Below are 15,351 nucleotides of genomic sequence, written 5' to 3' on the forward strand. Positions count from 1 at the left end.
CTCGGTCAGGTGCGACTCGGTCAGGCGCGACTCGGTCAGCCGCGGCGCAGGACTGCGACGAGAAAGTCGCTGGTGTCGGTGAACGGGCGCAGGTCCCAGGTGGCCAGCGACAGGTCGAGCGCCAGCCCCGCGGTGGCGGCGTCGGCGAAGAAGTCCTCGAAGGCGTAGCCGCGGCCCGCGCCGAACCCGACGACCGCCCTCCCGTCGAGGTCGAGGTGGCGCTCGAAGGTGCGCAGCACGTCGACTCGGGTGCTCGGTGCCAGAAACGTCATGACGTTGCCGGCGCAGACGATGGCGTCGAACCGTGCTGCCGCGCCCTCGTGCTCCGCGCCCTCCGGCTTGGGGAGGTCGTGCGCGGCCAGGTCGAGGTCGGCCAGGTTCGCGGCGATCCAGGTGGCGCCGGGGTGGTCCTGCCGGGCGGCGGCGATCAGCTCGGGGTCGACATCCACCCCGACGACCGCGTGCCCGACCCGCTGTAGGTAGCCCCCGACGCGACCCGGCCCGCAGCCGGCGTCGAGCACCCGCGAGCCGCGGGGCAGCATCGCGTCGATGAGCCGGGCTTCGCCGACGATGTCGTCGCCGGCGGCCTCCAGGTCGCGGAACCGCTGGATGTACCAGCGGGAGTGGTCCGGGTTCGCCTCGATGATCCGTTCCCACTCGCCGGGTTCGACGGCCATGGTTCCTCCTGTTCGCCGGTGCCGTTTCACCGTAGCCCGGCCGCCTCTGGCGGGCGGCTGCCGGGCATGCCCTGCCGGTACGCTCTGGCTGTGCCGTCCGTCCCGCTGCCCGTCCAGAACGCATGAGTGGCACCCTGGATGCGGGCGCACTGACGTCGGCGCTGCTGCCCACGGCCGCGCTCATCGCGCTCGGCTGGGCGCTGCGCCGCAAGTGGCGCTTCACCGACGAGTTCTGGCGCAACCTCGAGCGGCTGGCCTATTTCATTCTGCTGCCGGCGCTCTTCGTGTCGGGGCTGTCGCGGGCCGACTTCGAGGGGCTGGGCGTCGGGTCGATGGCCCTGGTGCTGGCGATCTCGTCGGCCCTGGCCGCCCTCGTCACCTGGCTGGTCCGGCGGCTCATCACGCCCGACGGTCCGGCGTTCACGTCGGTCTTTCAGGGCGGCGTGCGGTTCAACAACTACATCGGCCTCGTCGTGGCGACGGCCGTCTTCGGTGCCGACGGGCTGGCCCTGGCGGCGCTGTGCAACGCCGTGCTGGTGCCTCTGGTCAACGTCACCTCGACGCTGGCGTTGGCCCGCTACGGGCAGGGGCACACACACTGGCTGGCCATTGCGCGCCAGATCGTCACCAACCCCCTCGTGGTCGCGTGCGTGCTGGGCATGGGGCTGCAGGTGCTCGGGCGGTCCGCCGTCGGAGCGGCGGCGCTGCAGGCGCCCGGCATCGGCGAAGTGCTCGTGGGAGTCGGTGAGCTCGTCCGCATCCTGGGGACCGCCGCCCTGCCCATCGGCCTGCTGTGCGTCGGCGCTGGGCTGCGCCGCCCGCAGGCCCTGCTCGGCCCGAACGGGATGGGGGTGCTCATCGCCTGGTCGATGGCGTTGCGGTTCGTCGTCGTGCCGGCGATGACCGCGGGGATCGCGTTGGCGCTCGGGCTCAGCGGCCCGGCCGCCGTGGTGGCGGTGCTGTTCCAGTCGCTGCCGACGGCCTCCAGCGCGTACATGCTGGCGCGTCGCCTCGGCGGCGACGCGCCCCTGATGGCGGCGATCATCGCCGTGCAGACCGTGGCGGGTCTGGTGACCGTGCCCGTGTGGCTGCTCGTGGGGCAGGCGCTCTAGCGCCCCGGCCGGGGCTCATGCTCGCGCTCCTTTCCGCACCCCGTCCTTACTCGTCGGGCTCGTTTCCGTAGCCCGTGCGGGGCGTCAGTCGGCGTGGCGGGCCAGCGCCTCCCGGACGGCCGGATCGGGCGGGTCGTCGGCCAGCTGCGCGGGGTGCCGTCGGACGAAGACATCCCAGACGGCCTTGACGTTGGCGGGGTACTCGCGCAGTTCGCCGCCCCGCCAGGTCGATTCGAAGACCCGCATCGTCTCGTCCCCGACGCCGACGGCGGCCAGCCCGAGGTGCCGGCAGATCGCCAGCGCGCGCGGCAGGTGGTAGGCCTGGCTGACCACGAGCATCGACTCGACCCCGTAGACGTGCTGCGCCCGGTAACAGGAGGCGTAGGTGTCGTGCCCCTCACCGTCGGTCACCAGGTCGGCGGCCGGGACGCCGCGGGCCAGCAGCCACTCGCGCATGACCGCCGGCTCGTCGTAGGTAGCGCCGCGTCGGGACCCGGAGAGCAGCAGCACCCGGGTGACGCCCCGCGTGTAGAGGTCGTGGGCGACGTCGAGTCGGGCCGCGAGAAACGGCGAGGGGCCGCCCCGCCCGTCGAGGCCGGCGCCCAACACGAGGGCCACGGGCAGGTGCGGCACCGCCTCGGCCTGGCTCGCGGGGTACAGGTGACCGGTCGCACTGCGGTGGGTCCACACCGCCGGGACGCCGAGCCCGACGAGCCCCGCGACCAGGGCCCCGGCGAGCAGAGCTCCCAGTCGGCGGCTGGTGGAGGCGGAGACGTGCACGACCGGGTCGGCCGCTCCCAGGCCGCTGCCACCCGCCGGCCGCCCGGACCACTTCGATCCGTGCGGCCTGCCCGGCCCGACCCCGCTCATCCCCGACCGATCAGCTCTGCCCGAGCGTGGCGCCGTCCTGCACCGTGCCGCCCTCGGCGCTCAGGCTCGCGGCCCCAGTGACCACGACGTCGGCCCCGAACGTCCAGTCGCCGTCCACGCTCAGGCTCCGGGCGGCCCGCAGCGACGGGGGACCGGCGGGGAAGCGATCTTCGAAGTCGCCGATCTTCTTGTACGCCGTGGACAGCTCGATGGTGGGGGCGCTCTCGACCGCCAGGGTCAGTTGGCCGTCGTCGCCGACGTCGTAGGCGTCGGAGCGCAGCAGCAGCAGTTCGCTCGTCGTCTTGACCGGCAGGAACCGCCGCCGGGGCACGCAGATGGCCTGCGCGCCCTCGAACACCTCGATGGCGGCGCCCATCGCCGACTCGATCTGGATGACCTGCGGGCTCTGCGAGTCCTTGGGGTCGACGGTCTTGGTGTTGCGGATGAGGGGCAGGCCGAGCACGCCGCCACGCTCTTTGAGGACCGCCAGCACTGCCGGCAGGTCGAACCACAGGTTGTTGGTGTGGAAGAAGGGGTGTCGGTGCTCGTCGGTGAAGTAGTCCATCTCCTCATCCGCGGTCTGCGCGGTGTCGCGCAGAATGAGCTGGCCGTCGCTCTTGCGGAGCGCGAGGTGGCCGCCCTTGCGGTCCATCGCGGTGCGCCGGCAGACCTCCGCGGCATAGGGCGCCCCCGACTGGGCGAACCAGCCGGCGAGCACGGCATCGGGGGCCGCGCCCAGGTTGTCGGTGTTGCTGACGCAGGCGTACCGGAAGCCCTCGTCGACGAGCTGCTGCAGCACGCCCGTGGACAGCAGCGAGGGGTAGAGGTCGCCGTGCCCGGGCGGGCACCACTCCAGCCGCGGATCGGCGGGCCATGTTGCGGGGGTCAGGTCATCGGCGAGCAGCTTGGGCTCCTGGCTTTGCAGAAAGTCCAGCGGCAGGTCGCCGACGGGCAGGTCCGGGTGCTTGGCCAGGGCCGCCAGGGTGTCGTCGCGGGTGTTGAAGCTGTTCATGAACAACAGCGGCAGCCGCGCGCCGTACCGCTCGCGGGTCGCACGCACCTGATCGACGAGCAGATCGAGGAAGTTCTTGCCGTCGCGCACCGGCAGCAGCGACTTCGCTTTCGACATGCCCATGCTGGTGCCGAGGCCGCCGTTGAGCTTGATGATGACCGTCTTGCCGATCGCCTCGCGGGCCTGTTGTTCGCTGATCTCGACGTCGGCGAGCATCGGCGGGTCGAGCAACGGCTCGATGGAATCCTCCGGGATGAGGCCCGTCTCGCCCCCCGCCAACTGCTCGTAATAGTGCTCGAAGACCCCGATCGCCGCCTCGTTGACCCCGGCGTCGACCATCTTCGCGCGTGCCTGCTGCAGACCCTCAGCGCTCATGTCCTCGATCGTAGGACAGGCCCCCGACAACCTCCGAGGCCCCGACGAAGCGCCCCGGATCAGCCACGCTTCACGACGTAAGGGGGCCCTGGGAAAGTCAGGGTGCCACCCTCGAAGACGCCCCGCCAGCTGCCGTCGGGCAGCTGCTCGGTGTCGGAAACCGGGTACCCCCACGGCCCGTCGGCGCCCCCTTCCTTCATCCACTCCAGGTAGATGAACCCCGCGACCCCGACGGGCCGGGTGCGTGGGCCCCACGTGACGCACCCGTTCCGAAAGGCCTGCGCCCATCCCTTGTCGGGCCGCTGAGTCCGCGGTCCGGAGGGGTGCCCGAGGATGCCTTGGCCATAGCCGAGCCGCTTCCACACGATGAACGACTCGCCCCAGATGGCCTGTGGCGTGGTGCGCGGACCTTTGACGATCGAGCCGCCGCGGAACCGCTGGGTCCACTCCGGGTCACTGCCGGAGTCGGCCATCGGGTAGCCGAGCGGCCCCGCAGGTCCGCCCGCGGCGAGATAGGCGGTCAGCGCTGCGGCGTTCAGTGCCTGTGCGTCCGTCGCCTGCGTCCAATAGATGGCGCCCCCCTGGTACCGCACGACTTGGCCCCGGCCGTCACCGACGGCCTTCTGCGGCCCCAGCGACGATTTCAGATAGGAGCGCTCCGCACCCAACGCCTGGAACTTGCGCAGCAGCGGCCCGCAACCCTGCAGGCACGGGGCGTTGTGTTGACTCGTCCGGTCGTCGCGCAGAGAGGTGCGGGTGCAGTTCTCGAAGGCGTACGGCGGGATGCAGCTGGCGATGCGGCACACCACGCCTCCGCTGCACCGAACGTGGGTGTTGCACTGGCCGTAGCGAAAGGCGTTGCAGCAGTGTCGCCGCTGGTCGCAGCTGGACGAGGGTCCCCGGCCACACTTGCAGCTCCAGCAGCTGCTGTTGCACAGGTGCCCGCGGCCGCAGCCGCACTTCGTGCATCGGGCGTTGCAGTCGATGATGTACCGGTATCCGCCGCAGCACCATGAGGAGTCCGCCGCCTTCCACCAGCCGGCCGCGAAGCTGCCCGGCGGGCAGGTGTTAGAACCCTTGTTGACCGTGCAGCAGAAGACCGTCCAGCCGTTGGCTGCCTTGGTCGCCGGTCCGCACACCGTCGCGTAGGCGCTTTGCGGACGCAGTACGTACGCCTTCGGGTCGACTGTCAAGGCCGTGCCGGCCAGCGCCGCCCCCAGAACGACGCTGCGGCGCGTGGGACCGCCAGGCTCTGCCGGGTCACCGTAAAGACGTCGGGCGAGCGTCTCGACGAACCCAGCCAGGCCGCGGGGTCGGGTGCGCAACTGGGTGAGCGTGGGGTGGTCCATGGGCTACCTCGACATCAGCGCGTAGGGGGTGATCCGTACTCGGGCGGTCATGGAGGCCGCCAAGGGAACCGTGGCCATCCGTCGGCGGTGCGCGCCGATCACCACGAACAGGCAAAAGCCCCGGCCACCACTGGAAAAGAAGTGCTGCGCGGCGCTGACTCGTGCCTGCGGACGTTGGAGGTTGTTCTGGCTGAACTGGCTGGGCGCCAGCCGGGGTATCCCGTTCGCTGCGAACAGCCCCGTGTCGGCGACCTCCGGCCCGTAGTCCACGAGCGCGAAGAAGACGTCCGCGCTGCCGAGGAGTTGCACGGCACCGGACCCGAAGTCACCCCGGTCGTCGGGCAGGGCGGCGGTGCTCGCATGCAGCACCGGTCGCAGGATCTCCCCCGTGCTGCCCAGGAGGCTGTTCCCCTCCACGGATGCGACCCGCAGGCCGTCCGGTTCGAGTCGGCGAATGTCGACCGACCAGCCCCGCGGGCGTGGGGATGCGAGGCCGAAGCGGGAGACGACCGGTGCGGCGGCCGTCGCCATCGCGGGCAGGGTCGCGGCGCTCATGCTGATTCTCCTTCAGGCGTGCTGTCGTCGGGTTGGAGCGGCCTAGATGAGGGCGACGGCCCCGGCCATCAGGACCAAGGCGGCCAGCGCGAGAGAAACCTGGGCAAGCACGTCAGCTGGGCGGGCCCACCGCTGCAAGCCTCGAAAGAGGGCGCGTAGCTGCCCGGGCGCCTCCACCCTCGCGACGAGGAACACGGGTAGCGCGCGCACCAACCCGAACGTGGCGCCGATCACCGCGCCCGCTGAGGGTTGCCCGGTCAGCATCGCCGCGACAACGACCGCGTACGTCGTGGCGCTGGGCACGATCGTGGCGACGCCGAAGCCCAGTTGGACGCCGAATCCCACGCCGTACACCCAGCCGCGGTACCGCGTGAGCCATTGCTCGTCGACCTGGCGCCGCCACGAGGGCAAGGCTCGGCCCAGCAGTCCCAGATCTGCGAGGAGCCCGACGATCAGCAACGCGGCGAACAGCCCGAGGACTGGCACCGAACCTCGCCAAGTGGTGGGCACGAGCGCTCCGACGCCGGCGCCGAGGGTGCCCAGTGCGACGCCGCCGGCCACCGAGCCGAGGACGTAGGCGCCGGTCGTCACGGGCCAGCGGGAGGCTCGAGCCCGCTCACCTAGCGGGCAGATGCTCGAGAGCATCGACTCGCCTCAAGGGGACCAGGTGGCGCGGATCGCCGCGACGACCGCGATGGGCACGCCGATCAGCATCCCGAACACGAGACTGACCTGCGCCGGGCTCGACGTGATTTCACTCATCAGTCGTCGACTCCGGCGGGCTTCGAGCTGCGGCTCGAGGACTGGTCACCGGGGGCATCGGGCGCCTCATAGAGGCTGGGGTGCCCGGGGTGGATTCCCGCCGCGAGCAGCTCGCGGTCCATCCGGGGCAGGTCATCGCGACTGCCGCGGCCCAGGACGGGGTCGTGCGCGCGCGCCTCGGCGATCTCTGCGACCCCCTGGCCCATGAGGCTGCGCACCTGCTCCCACCGGGTGGATGACCCTTCGCCGGTCACGACGCCGCCCTCCACGTGCACGAAGTAGGGGGAGCCGGGGATGTCGTAGTCGCTCCAGGTGGCGTCCGACTGCACGACCGTCAGCCCGGGCGTCGCGAGTCGGCGCAGGGCACCCGGGCTTTCACTCTCCGGGCCCTGCACGACGACGACCAGGCGCGCGCCCGCGGGAATGTCAAGGAGGTCCGGCGCGGCGAAGGCGGCCCAGAACTCGTGGCACACGCTGCATCCGCTGGACAAGAACGCCAGGAGCGTCGACGCGCCTGACGAACCCATGGGGACCACGACTTCCCGGCCGTTCAGGTCGGTGCCGACGACATCGGCTGCCGAGCGCCGGGCACCGGCTGGGCGCGCCGCCACAACTCCGTCACCCAGCTGTAGCGGCAGCGGGCCGGGTTGCTCGGCTATCGAGTCGTCGGTCCCGGCCGCACGCTCCAGGTCGAGGCCGGCGCCCAGTTCATCGAGCGCTCGCAAGATGAGGGCGTGGCTGCGCAGGAGGCCGAGCACGAGAATCGACAGCAGGCCCACGGCGAGGCTGAGCGTCACGACCGCGATGAGCAGAGCGGTAAGCATGGTCAGGTGCTCCTGTTGGCGTGGGTGTGGATACTGCGGATGGCGGCCGGCGTCGTGGCAGGCAGCGCCGAGAACACCTGCCAGGCGAGGAAAGCGACGAGCGCTGCCCCCACCCAGGTGACCGCGATGACGACGGGGTCACGCGCGACGGCGGCCAAGCTCGGTTGGACCGCGACGGCACCGGCGGCGGCCGCCAGCCCCAACGTGACGAGTAGGTGGCTGCGAGTCGGTGGAGTGTCGGCCTTGCCGAAACACCCGCAGGACTGCATGACGCCACCCTGCCGAAGCGCTATCCACACAAAAGCGCTGAATCCGACATAGATGCAACACAGGGCGGCCGCAGGCCAGCGTGACGGCGCAATGATTGCGGCCGCGAAAATGCCGAACTGAACCGTCGCGAACAGCCGCACGAGTGTTCGATTCGCTGGAATGTTGACTGAGTGCAACGCTCTGACCAGTGGCATCGGGTCCATTAATTTGGGTGCAGCGCTGATGGCTAAGAGTATTGCAGCGGCGATAAAGGGCGCTGCAAGAATGCCGGGCATGCCCTTGAGGATATTGGCCACAAAGACGCCCTAGGAAGGGCCTGTCTCGCTATTCGACAAGTCACACGTTCGACCTTCAGAAAATGTCGAACGGCAGAGCCGCCAAGCCGCTCGCGCGGCGAGTCTCTCCGGATCGGCGTCGGCGAGTCGCCGCCCCTGAGGCCCGGCGCGGCCGGCGTCCGAGACACCCCGTTTTGGGCGCTCGTCCAACCGCTGGCCTGGACGAGTGTCTGGCTCGAGCAAGGATTGGGTCTGCAGGTCGTAAAATTTCGCGCCGGCGCGTTCGGGATGGGCCCCCCGTGGATTAGCGTCGCGGGGGTGGCGGGGTCGATGGTGTGCGCACAAGGGCTGCGCAAGGGGTTCGGCGACGTCGAGGCGGTCAAGGGGATCGACGTCGACGTTCGTCGCGGTGAGGTGTTCGGATTCCTAGGTCCGAACGGCGCCGGCAAGTCCTCCACCATGCGCATGATCGCCACGACCTCCCCGGTCTCCGGCGGCACCCTGCGGGTGCTCGACATGGACCCGGCCACCCACGGGCCGCAGATCCGCGCCCGCCTCGGTGTCTGCCCGCAGGACGACACCCTCGACACCGAGTTGTCCGTGCGCGAGAACCTCACCGTGTACGGCCGCTACTTCGGGCTCAGCCGGGCCAGAGTGCGGATGCGGGCCGACGAGCTCCTCGACTTCGTGCGGCTGACCGACCGGGCCACCTCCCGCGTCGACCAACTCTCCGGCGGCATGCGGCGCCGGCTGACCATCGCCCGCTCCCTCGTCAACGCCCCCGACCTGCTGCTGCTCGACGAGCCGACCACCGGCCTCGACCCCCAGGCCCGGCACACCCTGTGGGACCAGCTCTACCGGCTCAAGCACTCCGGGGTCACCCAGATCCTGACCACCCACTACATGGACGAGGCCGAGCAGTTGTGCGACCGGCTCGTCGTCATGGACCACGGCCGCATCGTCGCCGAGGGCACCCCCGCCGAACTCATCTCCCGCTACTGCACCCGCGAGGTCGCCGAACTGCGCTTCGGCGTCGTCGACCACGAGCCCTACGCCGCCGGGCTGCAGGGGATCGCCGGCCGCGTCGAGGTGTTGCCCGACCGGGTGCTGCTCTACGCCGACGACGGCGAGGCCGCGCTCGCCGCCGCGCATCATCGCGGCCTGACCCCCACCTCCGGACTGGTGCGCCGGGCCAGCCTCGAAGACGTCTTTCTACACCTCACCGGCCGGACGCTGGTCGACTGAATGGCCACCGCCGTCGACACCACACGCGCTCGAGCGCCCCAAGCCCCGGGGCGAGCGATGATGCTTACCCGGCAGGTGGACTACTGGCTCACCCAAGCGCGCCGCACCTGGCGCGGCACCATCGTCACCGCCTTCTTCACGCCCCTGCTCTACGTCCTGGCCATCGGTGTGGTCCTCGGCCGGTTCGTCGACCAAGCCTCGCCGGGCGTCGGCGGCGCTCCCTCCTACCTGCACTTCATCGCCCCCGGCCTGCTCGCCGGGCAGGCCATGCTGCTGGCCGTCGGCGACTCGACGTGGCCCGTCTACGGCAAGATCGCCTGGGACAAGACCTACCTGGCCATGATCGCCACCCCGCTGCGAGTCAGCGACGTCGTCATCGGCCACCTCATCGCCATCGTTGCCCGCGTCGGACTCTCCTGCGCGGTGTTCGCGGTCGCCCTGTCGTTCTTCGGTCTGTTCGCCGACTGGCCCGGTGCGCTGGTCGCCGTGGGCGTGCAATTGCTCATCGCCTTCGCCTTCGCCGGCCCCGTGTTCGCGTTCACCGCCGGGCTGCGCAGCGACTCGCCGTTCGCCGTGCTGCACCGCGTTGTGCAGGTGCCGATGTACCTGTTCTCCGGGGTGTTCTTTCCGCTGAGCAACCTCGCCGAGCCGCTGCAGTGGGTGGCCCAGGCGCTGCCGCTGTGGCATGGCGTCGAGCTGACCCGCATGGCCATGCTCGCCCAGCCCGACTGGAGCGCCGCCGCCGGGCACGTCGCCTACCTACTGGTCCTCGGCTCCCTCGGCGCCTGGCTGGGCGTGCGGCGCCTCACCCGGCGGGTGATCGTGTGAACGCCTGGCGGTTGGTCTCCCGCAACGCCCTGGTCTATCGCCGCGAATGGGCCGTCTTTCTCACCGGATTCGCCGAGCCCGTGTTCTACCTGTTCTCCATCGGCGTCGGGGTGGGCGCGCTGTTGGGCGGCTTCGAGGTCGACGGGCGGCAGATCCCGTACGCGCACTTCGTGGCTCCCGCGATGCTCGCCACGTCGGCGATGAACGGCGCGATCATGGACGCGACTTTCAACATCTTCTTCCGCCTCAAACACGCCCGCCTCTACGACGCCGTGCTGGCGACGCCCATGACGACGCGGGACATCGCGATGGCCGAGACCACCTGGGCGCTGCTGCGCGGCGGCATCTACTCGGCCGGATTTCTGCTCATCATGCTGCTCATGGGGTACCTCACCTCGTGGTGGGCCGTGCTCGCGCTGCCCGCGTGCCTGCTCATCGGCTACACCTTCGCCGGCCTGGGGATGTGGGCCACGACGTACCTGAAGTCGTGGCAGGACTTCGAGTACGTCACCCTGCTGCTCATGCCGCTCGTGCTGTTCAGCGGCACGTTCTTTCCCATCGAGGCGCTCGGCGGCACGCTGCGGTGGATCATCGAGGCCACCCCGCTGTACCGCGGCGTCGTGCTTTGCCGCGAACTGACGACCGGCACCGTCGGCCTCGCCTCGCTGGTCTCGGTCGTCTACCTCGCCGCGCTGGGCACGCTAGGCATGTGGGGCGCCCGCCGCCGCCTCGACGCCCTGCTGCTCACCTGAGCCCTGCCCCCCGCACCCCCGCGCAGTCGTGGTGCGTCGCGGCGCGAACAGGCCTACGGCCGAAGATAGTGTTCGCTTTTGCACCGTCCGGTGAGCAAAGACGAACACTATCTTCGGGCGGAAGCCGCTCAGGGGTCGCTGCCGTGGTCATCGGCCCGATGGCGGCGGTGCCTGATCGCGGGCCTAACGGAGGTTCAGCGTGCGGGTTTGGCGGGCTACCAGCGCTGTATAGAGGGGGTCGGCCGGATCGGCGGTGCCGACGAAGTGGCCGGAAAGCTCCAGGCTGAGGAAGCCGACGAGGGCCGCGAGTTCGGCCAGGACCGCAGCAACGCCCGCGGGTTGTAGCCCGGCGCCGTCGGCGTAGGCCGTCAGTCCCTCGGCTTGGCCCGCCTCGTCGAAGCCCGCGATATCGGCGTGCGCGCCGACCTGCAGGAAGTGCCGGGCGACCGCCTCGGCAGCCGGCACCGTCTGCGGCGGCGCGACGTAGCCCGGGATCGGCGTGCCGTAGATCAGTTGGAACTCATGCGCATTCGCCGTGGCCCAGGTGCGCAGGCCGTTGGCGAGCGCGAGCCATTGCTCGGCCCCCGCGTCGGCGTCTGCTGCGACCCCCGAGGCCACCCCCGAGGCGACCCCCGAACGGGCGGAGGCGGTGAGTGCCAGGGCGAGGTGGCCGTAACTCTCGATGATCATCGCGGTCAGCAGCGCCTCGCGGGTTGGGAAATAGCGGTACACGGCCGACGACACCAGCCCGACCTCCCGGGCGATGGCGCGCATCGACAGGCCGCCCCCGCCGTGCTGCTCGATCTCGTCCCGCGCCGCCCGCAGGATCGCCGCCGTCGTGCGCTCCCGTGCCTGTTCCCGCTTGCCCGCCATCAGCGTCTCCCTCGTCCTCAGCGCCAGTCTCGCACAGAAGCGAGAGCAGTGCTCTTGATAAATTCAAGAGCACTGCTCTACGTTCGTCACAACAGAGAGCGCCGCTCTCGAACTTTCAGGAGAGTCGACATGAGCATCACGAACAGCTGCCCGCGCACCACCTCGCAGCACCCGTTGCCGGCGGGTCAGACCCGCACCCGGCTGCTGGCGCCGACGGTCGGTACCGGCGTCTTCATGGCCGCCTACCTGCTGCTGCGCCCCTATGGCGACGCCGACGGTGGGCCCGCGGCCGTGGCTGCCGCCTTCGCCTCCTGGTTGTGGGTGGCCGCGCACGTCTTGGGGATGCTGGCCATTGCCTCGTTCGCACGGCTCGCCGTGCGCTTCGCCGACGAACAGACGGCGCAGGCCGGTCGCCCGAGGTCCTGGGTGCCCGCGCGGATCGCTCGCTGGAGTGCTCTGGCCGGCACGGTGCTCGTGCTGCCGTACTACGGGGCGGAGACGTTCGCGCTGCACGTCATCGGCAAGGCCGCGCTCGCCGGCGGGGCGACGGGTGTGGACGTCACGACGCTGGCCCTGGCCGAGCAGGTGCGTAACGAGCCGGTGGCGATGGCGATGTTCGGCCTCGGGCTGGTGCTGCTGGCGGTAGCGGGTCTGGCGCTGGCCGCAGCCTGGGCTCACCGGTATCCGGCGGCCACAGCGTCGATCCGGTTCGCTGCCTGGCCGCTCGGGATGCTCGTCGCGCTCCTGCTCCCGCAGTTCTACCTGCCTACCGCGGGGCGCATGGCCTTCGGTGTGCTCTACGCCCTGGCCGCGGGCTACCTGTTGTTGGCCGCCCACCGGCAGGCGACCGCTCACGATCAGTGATGGAGGCCGGACGACTGGGCTATCGCCGAGGCGACTGAACAACAACTCGAGCGGTTGGTCAGTGGGGATTCCAGCTGTCCAGTGCGGGGTCCAGGTGTGCAGTCGGGCGGATCAGGCCGTGGGTGCCGTGCGTTTGAGCCAGCGGAGCACGAGGATCGGCAGGATCGCAGGCAAGAACAGGTAGCCCATGCCGAAGTTGGACCACACGGTGGCGTCGGGGAACAGGTCGGTACGCGCGACCGACAGGGTGCCGACCACGAGCACCCCGGTCAGCTCGACGAGGCACAGCACGCGCATCGCCCGCCGCGAACCGGGGTGCCCCCAGCGCAGCAGCAGCACGAAGCCGACGACGTACACGAGCGCCGCGAGCGCTGACAACCCGTAGGCCACCGGGGCGTGCGAGGCCCGTTCGATGAGCTGCACCGCCGAGCGTGACGTCGCGCCGACCGCGAAGATTCCGTAGAGCAGCGTGAACAGCCGACCCGGGCCCGACGGCACGGTGGTCGAGGGTTCGGGGTGGGCCACGGAGGCGGTGCCCTCAGACATTGAGGTACCCGAACGGGATGCCGAGGGTCTGCACCTGGCGCACGATCATGATCGCGCCGATGAGGGTGGCGACGCCGAGGATGACCAGCCCCCAGCGGTCGATCTTCTTGTAGGTCAGCGCGTACCCGGCCGGGATGATGAACGGCAGCGAGATCAGGTAACCCAGGTGCGTCGCCAGGTCCGGCAGGCGCCAGCCCTGCACGAGCAGAACGATGTTCGCACCGAGACCGACGAGGGTCGCCGCGTAGGCGATGCCCGCGACACCCAAGGCCACGCGCCGCGGCGCGCGACCGATGGCCGCCAGCGCCAGCAGCACGATCCCGCACCCGGTGACGACCCACATTCCGGCGATGATCACCTCGAGCATGGGTCGTTCAGTCCTTCACGGGCGGCGGCGTGGTTCTTCGAGCGGTACTCACTGTACGAGCAGCGCCGGTCGACCGGTCGCGTGGTCCGAACTCGGGGCGAACGACCTCGGGGCGAACGAACTCGGGGCGCCCCAACTGCAGGAGCGCCCCGAATCTCGGGTCTGGCGAAGAGTCGCCGGCTAAGTCTTGTTCGCGGGCTGGACCCCCTCCTCATGCCCGGCAGTCATCTCCGGGTCGCCGCCGATCGCGCCGCCGGCGACTCGGCCGCGATGGCTGAGCCGCCGCTCGAGCCACTCGGCGAAGCGGGTCAGGAGGAAGTTGACGAGGATGAAGATCACCGCGATGACGATGATCGCCGGAACGATGTTGCCGTACTGGGACCCGATACGCACACCCTGGCGCAGCAGCTCGGGGTAGGTGATCTGGTACGCGAGCGCCGTGTCTTTGAGGACGACGACGAGTTGTGCCACCAGGGAGGGCAGCATCGCCGTGAGCGCCTGGGGCAGCTGGATCGACATCAGGGTCTGGCCCCGCGTCAGGCCGATCGACAGCCCCGCCTCGGCCTGGCCCTTGGGCAGTGAGTGGACACCTGAGCGCAGCAGTTCGGCGATGACGCAACTGTTGTAGAGCGTCAAGCCGACGATGGCGCCGATCAGAGGCAGGAACCGCCCGGGCACGTTGAGGTAGTACAGCGCTCCCCAGAAGGCCAGCATCATCATGACCAGCACGGGCACGGCGCGGAAGAGTTCGACGAAGACCGTGCAGAACCAGCGCACCGGGGCGATCAGGGAGAGGCGCCCGATGCCGAGTAGGAGCCCCAGCGTGCAGGCGAGCACGATGGAGATGGCGGCCGCGTACAGCGTGTTGATGAGGCCCGGGATGATGTTGACCGTCCACACGGTCTCGGTGAGGAACGGTGACCAGCGGGCGGCAGAGAGGTTACCCCGTTCGGCCAACCGCCAGATGACGAGGGCGCCGAAGCCGACCGCAGCGACGATCATGACGGCGGCGACGATCCGCTGAATCATCCGCGCCCGGGGACCGGGAATGTCGAACAATTGGGCGGGTGCGTTGCTCATGACGCTCCCTTCCGTGCGTGGGGGACGGTGTCGCGCACATGGCTCATCGCTGCACCGCCAACTTGCGTCCTAGGTAGGTGCCGAGCAGTCCGATCGGAAGAGTGAGGATCACGAACCCGAGGGCGACGATGAGGAACATCGACAGGATGAGGCCAGGCTGGTTCTCGATGACGATCGAGGTCAGGTAGGCGATCTCGGCGACTCCGATCACTGCGGCGACGGTGGTGTTCTTCGTCAAGGCGATGAAGACGTTGGTCAGCGGCACGATGGCGCCTCGCAAGGCCTGCGGAAAGATGACGTGCCGCAGGCTCTGCGTGAAGGTCAGCCCCATCGATCGCGCGGCCTCGGCCTGGCCGACCGGCACGGTGTTGACGCCACTGCGCAGTGCCTCGCACACGAACGCCGAGTGGTAGATCGCCAGCGCGACCACCGCCCAGTTGAAGTTGCGGGTCGCGACGGTGTCCGCCCCGATCATGGGGATCAACAGGTTGGAGTGGAACACCAGCAGCGTCGACACCATGATCAGGGTCAGGGGCGTGTTGCGGATGACCTCGACATAGAAGCGACCGAGCCCGCGCAAGAACCCCACGGGAGCCAGGCGGAAGATCGCGATGATGGTGCCCAGGACGAACGCGCCGATCGCCGAGAAGACGGCCAGACGGATCGTCAGGAAAAAGTACGCGAACACGTCATAGTTCGCGAGGATTTGACCCAT

At 69.9% G+C, this 15,351-nt stretch carries 19 protein-coding genes; 6 read left to right on the forward strand and 13 right to left on the reverse strand.

The window, feature by feature from the left end:
• Window positions 1-35: 35 nt before the first annotated feature.
• The gene (locus KILIM_RS05910) at window positions 36-677 is read right to left on the reverse strand and encodes a class I SAM-dependent methyltransferase (protein ID WP_006591731.1); all 642 of its coding nucleotides are present in this window, start codon (window positions 675-677) and stop codon (window positions 36-38) included.
• Between the two features lie 122 nt (window positions 678-799).
• On the opposite strand from KILIM_RS05910, the gene KILIM_RS05915 reads away from it, so the two are divergent.
• The gene (locus tag KILIM_RS05915; RefSeq protein WP_006591732.1) at window positions 800-1,789 is read left to right on the forward strand and encodes an AEC family transporter; all 990 of its coding nucleotides are present in this window, start codon (window positions 800-802) and stop codon (window positions 1,787-1,789) included.
• 84 nt (window positions 1,790-1,873) lie between these two features.
• On the opposite strand, the gene KILIM_RS05920 is transcribed toward KILIM_RS05915, so the two are convergent.
• From KILIM_RS05920 to KILIM_RS24325, 3 genes are read right to left on the reverse strand one after another with little or no spacing between them, the layout of a single operon-like run.
• Complete coding sequence (locus KILIM_RS05920; protein ID WP_006591733.1) at window positions 1,874-2,659, reverse strand: SanA/YdcF family protein; 786 nt, start codon at window positions 2,657-2,659, stop codon at window positions 1,874-1,876.
• Between the two features lie 10 nt (window positions 2,660-2,669).
• On the reverse strand, window positions 2,670-4,046 hold the full coding sequence (locus KILIM_RS05925) for a UTP--glucose-1-phosphate uridylyltransferase (protein ID WP_040562379.1): 1,377 nt from the start codon (window positions 4,044-4,046) through the stop codon (window positions 2,670-2,672).
• 59 nt (window positions 4,047-4,105) lie between these two features.
• Complete coding sequence (locus KILIM_RS24325; protein ID WP_169330742.1) at window positions 4,106-4,852, reverse strand: LGFP repeat-containing protein; 747 nt, start codon at window positions 4,850-4,852, stop codon at window positions 4,106-4,108.
• A 103-nt stretch (window positions 4,853-4,955) separates the two neighbouring features.
• On the opposite strand from KILIM_RS24325, the gene KILIM_RS24330 reads away from it, so the two are divergent.
• A complete protein-coding gene (locus KILIM_RS24330) occupies window positions 4,956-5,195 on the forward strand; it encodes a hypothetical protein (protein WP_051988656.1) in 240 nt (79 codons plus the stop codon).
• A 203-nt stretch (window positions 5,196-5,398) separates the two neighbouring features.
• Here KILIM_RS24330 and KILIM_RS05935 read toward each other — a convergent pair whose 3' ends face one another.
• From KILIM_RS05935 to KILIM_RS05950, 4 genes are all read right to left on the reverse strand, one after another.
• A complete protein-coding gene (locus KILIM_RS05935; RefSeq protein ID WP_006591736.1) occupies window positions 5,399-5,950 on the reverse strand; it encodes a hypothetical protein in 552 nt (183 codons plus the stop codon).
• A gap of 42 nt (window positions 5,951-5,992) precedes the next feature.
• Window positions 5,993-6,595 carry a sulfite exporter TauE/SafE family protein gene (locus tag KILIM_RS05940; RefSeq protein ID WP_006591737.1) on the reverse strand — a complete coding sequence of 201 codons (603 nt, stop codon included), beginning with the start codon at window positions 6,593-6,595 and terminating at the stop codon, window positions 5,993-5,995.
• Window positions 6,596-6,711: 116 nt separating this feature from the next.
• Window positions 6,712-7,536 carry a hypothetical protein gene (locus tag KILIM_RS05945; RefSeq protein ID WP_006591738.1) on the reverse strand — a complete coding sequence of 275 codons (825 nt, stop codon included), beginning with the start codon at window positions 7,534-7,536 and terminating at the stop codon, window positions 6,712-6,714.
• Between the two features lie 2 nt (window positions 7,537-7,538).
• On the reverse strand, window positions 7,539-8,102 hold the full coding sequence (locus KILIM_RS05950; RefSeq protein ID WP_006591739.1) for a MauE/DoxX family redox-associated membrane protein: 564 nt from the start codon (window positions 8,100-8,102) through the stop codon (window positions 7,539-7,541).
• Window positions 8,103-8,411: 309 nt separating this feature from the next.
• Between KILIM_RS05950 and KILIM_RS05955 the strand changes: the two genes are divergently transcribed.
• Genes KILIM_RS05955 through KILIM_RS05965 form a run of 3 tightly spaced genes read left to right on the forward strand, consistent with a single transcriptional unit; the run spans window position 8,412 to window position 10,906 of the window.
• Complete coding sequence (locus tag KILIM_RS05955) at window positions 8,412-9,326, forward strand: ABC transporter ATP-binding protein (RefSeq protein WP_040562386.1); 915 nt, start codon at window positions 8,412-8,414, stop codon at window positions 9,324-9,326.
• A 60-nt stretch (window positions 9,327-9,386) separates the two neighbouring features.
• Complete coding sequence (locus KILIM_RS05960; RefSeq protein ID WP_006591741.1) at window positions 9,387-10,154, forward strand: ABC transporter permease; 768 nt, start codon at window positions 9,387-9,389, stop codon at window positions 10,152-10,154.
• Window positions 10,151-10,906, forward strand: a complete 756-nt coding sequence (locus KILIM_RS05965) for an ABC transporter permease (protein WP_006591742.1) — start codon at window positions 10,151-10,153, stop codon at window positions 10,904-10,906. Before KILIM_RS05960 ends, KILIM_RS05965 begins: the two co-directional genes overlap by 4 nt.
• 183 nt (window positions 10,907-11,089) lie before the next feature.
• Here KILIM_RS05965 and KILIM_RS05970 read toward each other — a convergent pair whose 3' ends face one another.
• Window positions 11,090-11,779, reverse strand: coding sequence for a TetR/AcrR family transcriptional regulator (locus tag KILIM_RS05970; RefSeq protein ID WP_006591743.1), 690 nt, complete (start codon window positions 11,777-11,779; stop codon window positions 11,090-11,092).
• 129 nt (window positions 11,780-11,908) lie between these two features.
• Between KILIM_RS05970 and KILIM_RS24465 the strand changes: the two genes are divergently transcribed.
• Window positions 11,909-12,643 (forward strand): hypothetical protein, encoded by a 735-nt coding sequence (locus KILIM_RS24465; protein ID WP_006591744.1) that lies wholly within the window; start codon window positions 11,909-11,911, stop codon window positions 12,641-12,643.
• Window positions 12,644-12,754: 111 nt separating this feature from the next.
• Here KILIM_RS24465 and KILIM_RS05980 read toward each other — a convergent pair whose 3' ends face one another.
• From KILIM_RS05980 to KILIM_RS05995, 4 genes are all read right to left on the reverse strand, one after another.
• Window positions 12,755-13,189 carry a hypothetical protein gene (locus tag KILIM_RS05980; protein WP_006591745.1) on the reverse strand — a complete coding sequence of 145 codons (435 nt, stop codon included), beginning with the start codon at window positions 13,187-13,189 and terminating at the stop codon, window positions 12,755-12,757.
• Window positions 13,182-13,556 (reverse strand): hypothetical protein, encoded by a 375-nt coding sequence (locus KILIM_RS05985; RefSeq protein ID WP_006591746.1) that lies wholly within the window; start codon window positions 13,554-13,556, stop codon window positions 13,182-13,184. The genes KILIM_RS05980 and KILIM_RS05985 overlap by 8 nt, the downstream gene beginning before the upstream one ends.
• Window positions 13,557-13,736: 180 nt before the next feature.
• Complete coding sequence (locus KILIM_RS05990) at window positions 13,737-14,636, reverse strand: amino acid ABC transporter permease (protein ID WP_006591747.1); 900 nt, start codon at window positions 14,634-14,636, stop codon at window positions 13,737-13,739.
• A gap of 43 nt (window positions 14,637-14,679) precedes the next feature.
• The gene (locus KILIM_RS05995) at window positions 14,680-15,351 is read right to left on the reverse strand and encodes an amino acid ABC transporter permease (RefSeq protein ID WP_006591748.1); all 672 of its coding nucleotides are present in this window, start codon (window positions 15,349-15,351) and stop codon (window positions 14,680-14,682) included.

The sequence above is a fragment of the Kineosphaera limosa NBRC 100340 genome (assembly GCF_000298215.1).
In the GTDB taxonomy this organism is placed as follows: Bacteria; Actinomycetota; Actinomycetes; order Actinomycetales; family Dermatophilaceae; genus Kineosphaera; species Kineosphaera limosa.

Bases quoted from the DNA above. Each gene is read 5' to 3' on its own strand.
- KILIM_RS05910 (WP_006591731.1), bottom strand. From the start codon at position 677: ATGGCCGTCGAACCCGGCGAGTGGGAACGGATCATCGAGGCGAACCCG.
- KILIM_RS05915 (WP_006591732.1), top strand. From the start codon at position 800: ATGAGTGGCACCCTGGATGCGGGCGCACTGACGTCGGCGCTGCTGCCC.
- KILIM_RS05920 (WP_006591733.1), bottom strand. From the start codon at position 2,659: ATGAGCGGGGTCGGGCCGGGCAGGCCGCACGGATCGAAGTGGTCCGGG.
- KILIM_RS05925 (WP_040562379.1), bottom strand. From the start codon at position 4,046: ATGAGCGCTGAGGGTCTGCAGCAGGCACGCGCGAAGATGGTCGACGCC.
- KILIM_RS05935 (WP_006591736.1), bottom strand. From the start codon at position 5,950: ATGAGCGCCGCGACCCTGCCCGCGATGGCGACGGCCGCCGCACCGGTC.
- KILIM_RS05940 (WP_006591737.1), bottom strand. From the start codon at position 6,595: ATGCTCTCGAGCATCTGCCCGCTAGGTGAGCGGGCTCGAGCCTCCCGC.
- KILIM_RS05945 (WP_006591738.1), bottom strand. From the start codon at position 7,536: ATGCTTACCGCTCTGCTCATCGCGGTCGTGACGCTCAGCCTCGCCGTG.
- KILIM_RS05955 (WP_040562386.1), top strand. From the start codon at position 8,412: ATGGTGTGCGCACAAGGGCTGCGCAAGGGGTTCGGCGACGTCGAGGCG.
- KILIM_RS05960 (WP_006591741.1), top strand. From the start codon at position 9,387: ATGCTTACCCGGCAGGTGGACTACTGGCTCACCCAAGCGCGCCGCACC.
- KILIM_RS05970 (WP_006591743.1), bottom strand. From the start codon at position 11,779: ATGGCGGGCAAGCGGGAACAGGCACGGGAGCGCACGACGGCGGCGATC.
- KILIM_RS24465 (WP_006591744.1), top strand. From the start codon at position 11,909: ATGAGCATCACGAACAGCTGCCCGCGCACCACCTCGCAGCACCCGTTG.
- KILIM_RS05980 (WP_006591745.1), bottom strand. From the start codon at position 13,189: ATGTCTGAGGGCACCGCCTCCGTGGCCCACCCCGAACCCTCGACCACC.
- KILIM_RS05985 (WP_006591746.1), bottom strand. From the start codon at position 13,556: ATGCTCGAGGTGATCATCGCCGGAATGTGGGTCGTCACCGGGTGCGGG.
- KILIM_RS05990 (WP_006591747.1), bottom strand. From the start codon at position 14,636: ATGAGCAACGCACCCGCCCAATTGTTCGACATTCCCGGTCCCCGGGCG.
- KILIM_RS05995 (WP_006591748.1), bottom strand. From the start codon at position 15,351: ATGGGTCAAATCCTCGCGAACTATGACGTGTTCGCGTACTTTTTCCTG.